General features: G+C 54.5%; 7 protein-coding genes. 3 read left to right on the top strand and 4 right to left on the bottom strand.

Annotated features, from left to right (window positions below):
• Positions 1–366: 366 nt before the first annotated feature.
• The gene (locus PXG97_RS20130) at positions 367–1,614 is read right to left on the bottom strand and encodes an NAD(P)-dependent oxidoreductase (protein WP_276499640.1); all 1,248 of its coding nucleotides are present in this window, start codon (positions 1,612–1,614) and stop codon (positions 367–369) included.
• Positions 1,615–1,851: 237 nt separating this feature from the next.
• Between PXG97_RS20130 and gcvP the strand changes: the two genes are divergently transcribed.
• Together gcvP and PXG97_RS20120 are read left to right on the top strand one after the other, a co-directional pair.
• Positions 1,852–4,770, top strand: a complete 2,919-nt coding sequence (gcvP, locus tag PXG97_RS20125) for an aminomethyl-transferring glycine dehydrogenase (protein ID WP_276499639.1) — start codon at positions 1,852–1,854, stop codon at positions 4,768–4,770.
• Positions 4,771–5,014: 244 nt separating this feature from the next.
• Positions 5,015–5,629, top strand: a complete 615-nt coding sequence (locus PXG97_RS20120; RefSeq protein WP_276499638.1) for a DUF4136 domain-containing protein — start codon at positions 5,015–5,017, stop codon at positions 5,627–5,629.
• A 1-nt stretch (position 5,630) separates the two neighbouring features.
• Here PXG97_RS20120 and PXG97_RS20115 read toward each other — a convergent pair whose 3' ends face one another.
• Positions 5,631–7,919, bottom strand: coding sequence for a TonB-dependent receptor domain-containing protein (locus PXG97_RS20115; RefSeq protein ID WP_276499637.1), 2,289 nt, complete (start codon positions 7,917–7,919; stop codon positions 5,631–5,633).
• Positions 7,920–8,072: 153 nt separating this feature from the next.
• On the opposite strand from PXG97_RS20115, the gene PXG97_RS20110 reads away from it, so the two are divergent.
• Positions 8,073–9,266: a PQQ-dependent sugar dehydrogenase gene (locus PXG97_RS20110; RefSeq protein ID WP_276499636.1), complete on the top strand. Its 1,194-nt coding sequence runs from the start codon at positions 8,073–8,075 to the stop codon at positions 9,264–9,266.
• 148 nt (positions 9,267–9,414) lie between these two features.
• Here PXG97_RS20110 and PXG97_RS20105 read toward each other — a convergent pair whose 3' ends face one another.
• Together PXG97_RS20105 and PXG97_RS20100 are read right to left on the bottom strand one after the other, a co-directional pair.
• Entirely contained in the window at positions 9,415–11,400 is a 1,986-nt protein-coding gene (locus PXG97_RS20105; RefSeq protein WP_276499635.1) for an OmpA family protein, read from the bottom strand.
• 17 nt (positions 11,401–11,417) lie between these two features.
• Complete coding sequence (locus PXG97_RS20100; RefSeq protein ID WP_276499634.1) at positions 11,418–12,356, bottom strand: PorP/SprF family type IX secretion system membrane protein; 939 nt, start codon at positions 12,354–12,356, stop codon at positions 11,418–11,420.
• Positions 12,357–12,374: the final 18 nt, after the last annotated feature.

Below are 12,374 nucleotides of genomic sequence, written 5' to 3'. Positions count from 1 at the left end.
GAAGCGGGCTGCAAAGGTAAGCTTCTTTTTTCGCCCCGCAAGCGCCCGGCAAAACTTTTTTCCCGGCCCTCGCCGCCGCTCCTGCTGAACGGGGAGGCAAAGGTCGCAAAACTTTCCGGCTCTGCAACACCCCGCCCCCAAAAAAGATGTTGCCACAGCGGAAGAAGCTGAAGGCCAGCAGGAAAAGTTTTAGGTGTCACCGCAGAGGCACTGCTACAGGAACCGCCTAGCCTCTGTAGCAACTATAAAAAAGCCCCGACTACTCAGCCGGGGCATGTCTCAAGGCTAACATTTAATCAACCTATACTATACTATACTATACTATACTATACTATACTATACTATACTATACTATACTATACTATACTACCTCACAGCCTCCTGCTTCTCCTTACTGCTTGCGGCACTATCCGCGTACTCCTGTAGATAGGTGTATAGAGGCATCAGTTTACCACCTTTGGCAATAGTCCCACGCTCCAGCATGCCGCCTGCGTCTCCGTTAAAGAACTGCGGAAACACATTGTCTATCAGGTGGCGGCCAAAATCACGAGAGGCATTACGGGGCAGCTCGCAGGGCAGGTTGTCCACGGCCATCACTGTTATGTTGCCCTGGCGGGAGTATGGCGGCTCCAACTCTCCTGTAGATGGATTGTAGTCATAAGCCGGCTCCTCTATTGTGGTGGAACGCTTCGTGGTGGGTATGGAGCCATCCACATCGCAGGTAATGTCGGCGATGGTATCTATTTTAAAGTCTGGCTTGCGAGTATCTTCCTCTGTAAAAAGCTTAGGCGCGCTTGGGTCCCAGAAGGCACAGGCCATGAGCAGGTCGGTTACGCGGGTAAACTTGCCGAAGGTACTCTTATATAAGTGTGGGTTGGCGTAGAAGTCCGGCGAGTCCCATACCTCCACGTCAGGGCGGGCGTTGTAGTCGCCGGAGTGCAGCTGGGCATAAACCGGCTCAGTGAACTGTTTGTACAGGTAATCAAACACGCTTACCTTCCGTATCTCCATTTTATCCAGCACCTCCATGGCACCGCCCGCCACGCGGCCGCCCCCGGTTACGGCAATCTTTATCGGCGGCAGCTTCACCTTAAAATACTCCTCCTGCATGTCCTCCATCTCGTGGCACTGGTAAGCCGGCTTCAGGTCAAAGAGTCCGTGCTTCTTGCCATAGGTAAGAATGCCGTTGTAGGCACCCACTATCCCGGCGTAGCGGCCAAAGGCCACCACCCGTTGTCCTTCCGGTGTCTTGAGCAGCTCATAATCTATTAAGGTGATGTTCTTATCGAGCACGGCGCGGAGCAGCTTGGCGTTGTGCGGCTGCTTCTTTATAGTATGCGAGAAGAAGAAATACGTCTTGTTCGGGATTAGCTGCTCCACCGGCACCTCCTTCACCCCCATCAGCACATCGCAGTCACCCAGGTCCTGCTGCAGTGGGATGTTGAGTTCCCCGTACTCGGCATCGGTAAAGCAGCGGATGTTGCTTGGCTGCACTGCAATCTCCACACCCGGAAACTCCTGCAGCGCCTCCACGCATTTTTTGGGCGTTAGTGGCACGCGCTTATCCACCGGAATCTTACCTTCTTTTATAATACCGATCTTAAGTTTATGCATAAGGTTAGAAGTTGAATTGTTACTGCTGTTTTTATGTTAAAGCAGGTATAGTTAGGCTGTACCAGCACTTGTACTTTACGCTGTAATATACTCACCCGCGCAACCTTAACTATTTAGCTTTGATGCTTCAATATAACAAAGTATTACTACTTTTGTAGCATAAGTCAGGAACTGGCAACCGGCTGGCTTCCGACAGAGCAGAACACCCAAAAAATTCCAGACTAATATATCATCGTTATGATCTTTAAAACCAAACCTGCGGATGTGTTTAAGGAGCGCCACAACGGCCCCGACAAAGAGCAAATGCAGGACATGCTGCGTACCATAGGCGTGGAAACCCTGGACCAACTGATTGAGGAGACTGTACCAGCCGCCATCCGACTGAAGAAGCCACTCAACCTCCCTGCCGCGTTGTCTGAGCGGGATTTCCTGAACAAGTTCTCGCAGATCGCCAAGCAGAACAAAGTATACAAGTCCTACATCGGGCTTGGCTACAACGACACCATTATGCCGCCGGTTATACTCCGTAACATCATGGAGAACCCAGGTTGGTATACTGCCTACACGCCTTACCAGGCTGAGATTGCGCAGGGCCGACTGGAGGCGTTGATCAACTACCAGACCATGGTGATGGACCTGACGGGCATGGAGATCGCCAACGCCTCTTTGCTGGACGAGGGCACTGCCGCCGCAGAGGCCATGGCCATGTTCTTCTCACAGCGCAAAGGCGCCCGCAAAAACGCCAACCGCTTCTTTGTATCGGAGCAAGTGCTGCCGCAGACCATCGACGTGCTGCTGTCGCGTGCCACACCGATTGGCATTGAGCTGGTAATTGGCGATCACCGCGAGGTGGATTTTTCTGACGAGACTTTATTTGGCGCCCTGGTGCAGTATCCTGCTGCCGACGGTGCCATTTTCGATTATACAGATTTTATCTCTAAAGCACACGCAAACGAGGCGTATGTGGCCGTAGCTGCCGACATCCTGTCGCTGACCTTGCTGACACCTCCGGGAGAGATGGGCGCTGATGCTGTGGTGGGAACTACCCAGCGCTTTGGCGTACCTATGGGCTTTGGTGGTCCACACGCCGCGTACTTTGCCACAAAGGATGCCTTTAAACGTGTTATTCCAGGCCGTATTATTGGTGTTTCTGTGGATGCAGCGGGCAACACAGCATACCGCATGGCCCTGCAAACACGCGAGCAGCACATCCGCCGCGAGAAAGCTACTTCTAACATTTGTACAGCACAGGTACTGCTGGCGGTTATCGCCGGTATGTATGCCGTATACCATGGCCCACGTCGCCTGCAGTACATCGGCCTGAACACGCACGCTCTGGCGCAGCAGCTGGAGAAAGGCCTGAAGGCACTTGGCTTTGAGCAGCAGAACGAGCAGTATTTCGACACGCTGAAGGTTGCAGTAGAAAGCGCCGAGCAGAGAGACGCTATTCGTACAGAAGCTGAGGCAGCTGGCATTAACTTCCGTTACTTCGGCGAGAACAACATCGGCATTTCCCTGCACCAGAACACGGATCTGCAGGATGTAAAAGATATCCTTGCCGTTTTCGCAAAAGTGGCCGGCAAATCGGCTGACGTTTTAGGCATAGATGAGCTTCCGGAGGAGACTGACGTTACCTGGGCGGAGCAACTGATTCGTAAGAGCGAGTACCTGACGCACTACGTATTTAACGAGCACCACTCTGAGCACGAGATCCTGCGTTACATGAAGCACCTAGAGAACAAAGATATCTCTTTGGTGCACTCCATGATTCCGCTGGGTTCCTGTACCATGAAGCTGAACGCTACGGCCGAGATGATCCCGGTAACATGGCCGGAGATTGGGCAGCTGCACCCATTTGCACCTGCCGACCAAACCAAAGGCTATGAGCAAATTTTTGCCGATTTGGAGGCTTGGCTGTGCGAGATCACCCGCTTCGATGCGGTGTCGCTGCAGCCTAACTCTGGTGCGCAGGGTGAGTACGCCGGTCTGATGGTAATCCGTGCCTACCATGAGTCGCGTGGTGATCATCACCGTAACATTGCCCTGATTCCTTCTTCTGCACACGGTACCAACCCAGCTTCTGCGGTGATGGCCGGTATGAAAGTAGTAATCGTGAAGTGCGACGAGAAAGGCAACATTGACGTAGCTGACCTGCGCGCCAAAGCAGAGCAGTATAAGAACGAGCTGTCTTGCCTGATGGTAACTTACCCTTCTACGCACGGGGTGTACGAGGAGAGCATCATTGAGATTTGCCAGATTGTGCATGACAACGGTGGCCGCGTGTATATGGACGGCGCCAACATGAACGCACAGGTAGGCCTTACTTCGCCGGCGCACATCGGTGCCGACGTTTGCCACCTGAACCTGCACAAGACGTTCTGTATCCCTCACGGTGGTGGCGGCCCTGGCATGGGTCCTATCGGTGTGGTGAAGGACCTGGCTCCGTTCCTGCCAGGCCACGCGGTCAGAAAGATTAACGGGGAGAACGCTATCCACGCGGTTTCTGCAGCGCCTTGGGGTTCTGCCTCTATCCTGCCGATTTCTTACGCTTACATTGCCATGATGGGCGGCGAAGGACTGACGGAGGCAACAAAGGTAGCGATCCTGAACGCCAACTACATTAAGGCTCGCCTGGAGAAGCACTACCCTGTACTGTACGTGGGCAAGAACGGCCGTTGCGCGCACGAGATGATTCTGGACTGCCGTGAGTTTAAGAAAGCGGGCGTGGAGGTAGAAGATATTGCCAAGCGTTTGATGGACTATGGTTTCCACGCGCCTACGGTATCGTTCCCGGTAGCAGGCACGCTGATGGTGGAGCCAACCGAGTCGGAGGCACAGGAAGAGCTGGATAGGTTCTGCGATGTGATGATTTCGATCCGTGAGGAGATCCGCGAGGTTGAGGAAGGCAAGGCTGACCAGAAAAACAACGTGCTGAAGAACGCGCCACACACAGCTAAGGTGGTGATGGTAGAGAACTGGGACCGCCCTTACTCACGCGAGAAAGCGGTATTCCCGATGGCGTATCTGCGCGACAACAAAGTATGGCCAACCGTGAGCCGCATCGACAGCGCGTACGGCGACCGTAACCTGGTTTGCTCATGCGCACCGATCGAAGCTTATAACGAGAACGGAAATGAGATGGTAGCCGTTGGCTAATCCTCCTCCCTCTTATACTTTAAAAGCCTGGCCACATGTGGCCAGGCTTTTTTATGAGGCCCTCATCCTGGGCCAGGGTAGAAACCGGTTCATACTTTAGCAGGAGTTTAGCAACACCCGCACTTCTACTGCGTTAGCATAGCAAGAAGAGAGCATATACTTAAACCGCTATATTTTTTAGCAATAGTATACTTTTTTGCCATCCTTCCGGCGTTTATACTATACCACCGCATATGATTGTGCTATGATGAAGATAGGTCATTTCTATACTTACCTCGTGTTGCTGCTGGCACTGGTTGGCTGTTCCCGCATTCCGCAGGTGGGAGAAGAGATCCGCTATATGTATAACCCTACTGTTAGCTTCACGCAATACCGGACCTTTAACTGGCACAGGGCAGAAGTGCCGAAGCCCCGCGCCGGCGTTGGACCGCAGTTTAACCTGCTGCTGGACCAGCGCGTGAAAGAAGCCATCGCAAGTGAACTGTTAAAGGAAGGCATCACCCCTGAGGTAGAGAACCCGGGTCTGATCGTGGCCTATGACCTGGCGGTAGACACCAGCCAGGCTACTGCTGCTGATTATACTTTCCCAGATGGCTTTGGCTATGGCTACAGCTACTGGTTTGGCTACCGCTTCCGCTACACCACCTCCGGCTTGCCCAATTACCGGCCCATCCAAAGCTACCCCATAGGCACACTGGTGATCGACCTCATCGACCCGGACACGAACCAGTTAATCTGGCGGGGCGTTTCGGAGGCAGACATTAATCCAACCTCGCAGGACATGGACCGCATTAACCTGGTTGTGGCCGATATTATGTCGCGGTTCCCGCCCAACCCTGTAAACAGGAACAGCCCTTAACCTACAAAGTGTACTTTAGGCTGAGGCCGCCGTAGTAGTTGCACCCCGGTGCCGGCTGGAAGAAGCGCCCGCCAAAGGCGTTCAGGTCGTTGCCGAGGCTATACTTCTCATCCGTTACGTTATCCACCCCACAAAATGCCTCCAGCCCAAAGTGCTGGCCTAACTGCCGCTTTACACCCAGCCTGGCCCCGGCTATCACATAGCTGTCGGCATACACGGTGTTTTCATCATTCAGCGGGATTCTATCCGAATAGTTTGCCGTCAGGTTCAGGTATAAACCAAGGCGCGTACGCAGGTCCAGGCCTGCGGTGGCGGCATGCGGCGCAACACCTGTAAGTTTGTTGCCAGAGTAGTTATTCTCATTTTGCCGGTACTCGTCGAACCGGAAGTGGCTGAAGGTATAGCTCGTCCATACTTTCAGCAGGCTTAGCTGCTGCGCCGGGTCATCCAGCAAGGTATAGGCTATACTTGCCTCAAGCCCTTTCTGGTCGGTGCTGCCTACGTTTCGGAAAACTGCCACACTCGACACATCCTGCCGGCTCACGATCGTTTCCCGCAGCTTAAAATAGTAGCCCACCACATCAAAGCTCAGCTTGCCGCTCATGGCGAAGCCCCTCACGCCTGCCTCGTAGCTAGTGCCTTTCTCCGCCTCCAGTTCTTCATTCAGCTGCCCGTCAGAGGTCAGAATCTCTTCTTCAGTGGGCGGCGAGAAGCCGGAGCTGATGCTGGCATGCACGCTTACCTGCTCTGTCAGTTGCTTCAGCAGGGCCACCCGTGGCGAGAGCACAGCCTCAAAAGCGCGGTTATACTTATAGTTGCCGCTGCCCACCTGGTGCAGACGCGTGATTTCATACTTGGCATCATTTAGGCTAAGCGCAGCCGTGGCAATAAAATCAGCAGGTAGCTCCAGCTCTGCCTGGGCAAAGGCGAAGCCACTCTTCGCCACCACCTCGTCATCGGTGCGTAGGTCGCCGGGGGTGCCGCCGTTGTTGTCGTAGGTGCGGGCCGCCTCAAAACCACGCTGAAACTCCCCTCCTGCGGTAAATGTGGCGCCTATACTTCCCAATTGTGCGTCGTGGGCAAAGCTAGTGCGGCCGCCAAGCTCCTGATTGGTGTTGCGTTCATAGTCGGTGTTAAAGGGGTGATCGCGGAAGCGGTGCAGACCGTAAACAGAGGTGGTGTTGCGAAAGCTTTCGTTGAACCTGTACTCCTGTTTCAGCCCCACGTTCACGCCATCCTGGTTCATAGAGGCATTCTGCGCCACGCTGCCGAACATGCCGCCCCGCGCCTGGCTTGGATCCTGCCCGTACTGCTCCTGCGTCAGCCCGCCCGGCAGCTCGTAGTATAAATCCGAGTAAATGAGGTTGGCAGCGATGGCGCGCTTGTCAGAAGGCCTGAACTCAGCGCTCAGCAGCAGCACCTCGCGGTCTACGGCCGACTGCTGCCGGTGGCCCTCATACTGCTGCCTGGCGTACTGCATCAGAAAACTGCTCTTCTCCCCTCCTACACGCGCAGTAGCCGTATAGCGCCTCAGGCCAAAAGAACCGGCCGTTGCCCCCACTTCCAACGACTGCTCCCCCGCCGCAGCCCGGCGCGGCTCCAGCAACACGGTACCGCCTGTGCCGGCCCCGTAGATACTGCCGGTCGGGCCTTTCAGGATTTCTATGTTTCCTATATTGGCTGCATCCATCAGGTTAAGGGCCGTGGTACCGTTGGCTTCGGTAAAGGGGATACCGTCATAATAGAGCTTCACGTTCCGGATGCCGTACGGCGACCGCAAAGAGCTTCCGCGGATGGAGATGCGGTAACTGGCCGGCGCCCGCTCCTCCATCCGCACTCCCGGCACGGTGTTCACTGCCCGCACGATGGAACTCTCGTCGAACCGCTCGATCACCGCACGCTCGATTATACTTACCGCGCCCGCCGTTTGCAGCAGCGGCCGGTTGGTCTCGTAGCCGGTAATCACTACCTCCTGCAGGTTGGCTGCCCCCGGATGCAGCAGCACCCGCAGCTCCTGGCCAACATTTGGGTTAGCTACGATTTCAGTTTTATACCCAATAAAGCTGAACACGAGTTGCGAGGGAGCAGTGGCGGTGGCCAGGCTAAAATAGCCGTTCTCGTTGCTGATACCCTGCTCACCGGAATTCGCGGTGACTGTTACGCCCTGCAGCGGCCGCTCGTTACCGGCATGCAGCACAAAGCCTGTGTACAGCTCCTGCGCCAGCAGCACCTGTGGTAAGAGCATCAGCAAAAACAAAAGGGAGGTATACGTAAAGCGGAATAAACTCATGGGTGAATTTGATGAACAACTAGAGAACGGTTAGCGTGGCTTAAGGTTTATACATGCTTCCCTGAAGGTATGACCAAGCCTGCTGCAACTAACCATACCTGTTCGTGGTAAAAGCTACGGCACACCATGGCCTTCAACATATAAAAGTAAGCTATGAAAACAAGAACTACTACGTTAGCACTAGGTGTGGCTATGGCGGTGTCGGCAGCTGCCTGGGCCCAAGACACCAAACCTCCAATTAGCGCTTCCATGCAAGGGCACATCTTTAAGCCCTCCAAAGTGGCTGCCACCGACGAGCGGGTGCGTCAGTTGAGGGTGCCCACAGGCTTCACGATAGCCAAGTTTGCCGAAAACATGAACAAGCCACGCATGCTGGCAGTGCACACCGACGGCACCGTTTACGTGACCGACCGCGACAAAGGGACCGTTACCATGCTCCGCGACACCAATAAGGACGGCAAAGCCGATCAACAGAAAGTGGTGGCAACGAAGGAAGAAATGCATGGCATTACCATACACGATGGCAAAGCCTACCTGATGACCGTGAACGACATCTACACGGCCACTATAAACAAGGACGGCACGCTGGGAGAGCTGCAGCAGCTCGCTTCGGGCTTCCCGGAGGGAGGGCAGCACCCCAACCGCACGCTCCGCTTTGGCCCGGACGGTATGTTGTATGTATCAGTGGGGAGCACCTGTAACGCTTGCGGGGAGACGCATAAAGAAAACGCCACCATGGTGCAGATGAAAGCCGATGGCTCCGGCCGACGCATCTATGCCAAAGGCCTGCGCAACACCATCGGCTTCGACTGGCACCCACAAACCAAAGGATTCTTCGGCTTCGACCACGGCATAGACTGGCTAGGCGACGAGACTCAGCAGGAGGAGCTGAACATGCTGGTGGACGGCGGAAATTACGGTTGGCCTTACGTTTATGAGGATGGCAAGCCAAACCTGGCCGATGAGCCGCCGCAAGGCATGAGTTGGGAGGCGTATGCCCAGAAAACGAAGTTCCCGGTAGCCACCTATGATGCCCATAGTGCTCCCATGGACCTGCGCTTCTATACCGGTTCCCAGTTTCCGAGCGAGTTTGTTGGGGATGCTTTCGTTACCTTGCACGGCTCCTGGAACCGGAAAGAGCCGGCAGGCTACAAAGTAATCCGGGTGCGTTTTGAGAACGGGCAGCCCAAGAGCATGGAGGATTTTGTGACAGGCTTCCTGATAAACAACAACCAGGCGCAGTTTGGGCGTGTAGTGGGGCTGGCACAGCACACCGATGGCTCGTTGTTGATTTCTGACGATGAGAATGGCATCATTTACCGTGTTGCCTACACAGGGAAGAGATAAAAAAGGCTTGACTACCAAACGATAGCGGGCGCCGGTAGACAAAGCAGGCGCCCGCTGCCGGTTAATGCCTTGCCTAAAAGATAAAAGGCTCTACAGAAACTGCAGAGCCTTTCCAAACTATGAAAGCTAATGAGAATTTAAATCAACTTTAGTTCTTCTTGATCGTGAACTCTGTACGGCGGTTTTTCTGGTGCTCCTCTTCAGGGCACTGTACGCCATCAGCACATTTGTTCACCAATCTTGTTTTGCCGTAGCCTTTCGCTGTGAGGCGGCTACGCTCAATGCCTTTCGACACGAGGTAATCCACGGCGGCCTGCGCCCTTCTCTCCGAGAGCAGTTGGTTATACTGCTGGCTCTCACGGCTATCCGTGTGTGCTCCCATCTCTATCTCCACCGCCGAGTTGTTCTTCAGCAGGGTTACCAGCTTATCCAGCTCTTTGGCCGCATCCGGGCGGATATCCCACTTGTCCAGGTCGTAATAGATGTTCTCCAGCACGATGGCTTTCTCTACCTCATTCTTATCGAACACCAGCGCCACCTGCACTGTGTCTGGCGCATCTGCCGGAAGATCTATGCCGGACTCCATTTTCAGGAAGCCCATCTTAGAACCGGTGAAGCTATACTTATTGCCAGCGCGGGCATCCGCAAAGCTCTGTGCCTTCTCATCTGTGATAACCACCGTAGAATCTTTTGAGTTCTTTTGGTTCATCAGAATTCTGGTGTTTGGCAGTGGGTCCTGCACCGTTTGCTTCAGTTTGTTCTGGAAACGGCCTAAGGTAGTGATTGCCAGCACCACCGGCTTCTGCAGAATGTTGAAGGCGTAGATGTCCTCTGTACCGTTCTGGGAGTCGCGGTTAGAGGACAGCAGCCCCCGTTTGCCCGGCTCAGTAAACATGATGCCATAGTCGTTCTGTGGCGTATTAATTGGGTAGCCAAGGTTTTTCACGGCACGCCAGCTGCCCAGGTCTCCTTCTGCTGAGTAAATATCCATGCCGCCCATGCCCACGTGGCCCTCAGAGGCAAAGTACAGCTTGCCATTGGCGTCTACATAGGGGAAGCTCTCGCGGCCGCTGGTGTTGATCACCGGTCCGGCGTTCACCGGCTCGCTCCAGCTGCCGTCGGCTTTGCGTGTGCTGTAGTAAATATCGGTATCGCCCAAACTGCCGGGCATATCCGACACAAAATACAGCACCTGCCCGTCAGGCGAAACGGCCGGGTGGCCCACCGAGTATTCCTCCACCTTGTTGAATTCAAACGGCTGAATGTTACTCCAGTTGCTGCCCTGTCTCTCCGCTGAGTAAATCTCGAGGCGGTTGATTAGGTTTTGATTCTGGTTTTTCTCTACCCAGCTGGTAGGGTCCGCGTTGGTATTACCCAGCGCAGGCACCATTTTGGTGCGGGTAAAGTATAATTTGCCTCCGTCTTTCACAGCCGAGGCTGTGGCGTTGTGATAGTCTGAGTTGATAACATCCTGCAGCGGCTGCGGCCTGCCGTAGGTACCCTCACTAATTTCCTGCGCCACGAACAGCTGCAGGTAAGGGCGGCCAGTCCAGCCGTATACTTTGGCATCTTTCCCCTCTTTGCTTACACCACGGTCAGAAGTAAAAATAACGCCACTGCTGCCGTACTGCATCGGGCTGAAATCCGAGGCTCCCTGTGCGTTCAAGGCCGTGAGTGGAGTAACCTCGGCCACGGCCGGTTGCTTCATCAATCGTGCCGCCTGGTCAGTGGCCTCCATCAGCCGCTGGGCACGCTCTGCATGCTCCGGCATCTCCTCCCCCCATTGCATGTACTGTTCTTTGGCCTCAACATACTTGCCATTGCTGCGCAGTGCCTCGGCATAGTAGAACAGGTTCATCGGCGGGCGGCCCGGCATAGCCACCACCTTCGCATACCACACTTCTGCTTCCTTGTTCTGGCGCGTGAGGCGGTAGGCTGTGGCAATGCGCTCTACCGTCGGCAGCTCCGGCTTGCGCTTCTGGATGGCCTCTCTGTAAACAGGCAGTGCCAGCGCGAACTCATAGTTATCGAAATGCTTGTCTGCCTTGCGCAACGAAGACTGGCCGTGTGCCACTGGCGAGAAACCAAGTACAGCGGCTACTGCTACGTAAAAAGGTATATTTTTAAATTTCATATAGTAAGCGCTTAGGGTTAAAAGTACTGCGGTGTCAGCATCTTGGTCTCTTTCTTACGGAAGAAGTAGTAGCCAACCGATACCTCGTGGGTGCTCTGGTTGCTGTATCCGTTCAGCATTTTGTCATAGGAATAGCCAAGGCGCAGCTGCTTTAGCACCTGCAGCTCCGCGATAAAGGCCACGGCTGTGCGCTTTTCCACATCTCCCATCTCTGCCTCGTTGAAAACGTTCATGCTGGTGCGGTAAGAGCTTCCCAGCCACAAGCGATCGGCCAAAAGTATAAAGGCGTTCACGTCCATACTTGTCGGAGCATGGAAATCCTCCTTCACCAGCAGGCTTGGCTTCAGCTTCACGAAGGGGCTTACATCAAACACGTAGCCGGCGGTGAAGAAGTAGTGGCGCTCCGGCTCTACCTGATCCATGTCCTTAAACTGCAGCAGGTCTGTGCCCGAGAAGCCGGCATAAAAGTTACGCGTGTGAAAGTAGGCGCCGATCTTTACGTCCGGCTTTATGGTTGTTTCTTTTCCCGTCGGAATGGTTGGGTCATCGGGGATGCCGAACTCACCGCCATCCACCATGTGCTGCACCAAGCCAGGCGCTATGCCCAGGCTAAAGATCGCACCCTCGCTCACCTGCAGCTTTACGGCAAAGTTGGCGTAGGCACTGGTCGTGCTTTGGGCGCCGAGCTCATCCCGCGTGATGTTCAGGCCCAGGCCCAGCCTGTCGTTCGCTATCACCCCATCCACTGCCAAGGACTGTGTGCTGGGAGCCCCATCCACGCCTGCCCACTGCGTGCGGTAAAAGAGATTAGCGTTCAGCACATTTTTGCTACCCGTGTAGGCCGGGTTAATGCCCATGCTGTTAAATATATACTGTGAGTACTGCGGGTTCTGTTGAGCGCTTGCGGCCGTGGTAAGCAACAGGGCCAGCAATAGGTAACAAAGTCTCATTTTCATCTGAATTACTGTATTTTA

Source organism: Pontibacter litorisediminis, assembly GCF_029360645.1.
Taxonomy (GTDB): domain Bacteria; phylum Bacteroidota; class Bacteroidia; order Cytophagales; family Hymenobacteraceae; genus Pontibacter; species Pontibacter litorisediminis.
Note: the sequence above shows the minus strand (reverse complement) of the source record. Positions and strands in the feature narration are given on the sequence as shown.

Bases quoted from the DNA above. Each gene is read 5' to 3' on its own strand.
- PXG97_RS20130 (WP_276499640.1), bottom strand. From the start codon at position 1,614: ATGCATAAACTTAAGATCGGTATTATAAAAGAAGGTAAGATTCCGGTG.
- gcvP (WP_276499639.1), top strand. From the start codon at position 1,852: ATGATCTTTAAAACCAAACCTGCGGATGTGTTTAAGGAGCGCCACAAC.
- PXG97_RS20120 (WP_276499638.1), top strand. From the start codon at position 5,015: ATGATGAAGATAGGTCATTTCTATACTTACCTCGTGTTGCTGCTGGCA.
- PXG97_RS20115 (WP_276499637.1), bottom strand. From the start codon at position 7,919: ATGAGTTTATTCCGCTTTACGTATACCTCCCTTTTGTTTTTGCTGATG.
- PXG97_RS20110 (WP_276499636.1), top strand. From the start codon at position 8,073: ATGAAAACAAGAACTACTACGTTAGCACTAGGTGTGGCTATGGCGGTG.
- PXG97_RS20105 (WP_276499635.1), bottom strand. From the start codon at position 11,400: ATGAAATTTAAAAATATACCTTTTTACGTAGCAGTAGCCGCTGTACTT.
- PXG97_RS20100 (WP_276499634.1), bottom strand. From the start codon at position 12,356: ATGAAAATGAGACTTTGTTACCTATTGCTGGCCCTGTTGCTTACCACG.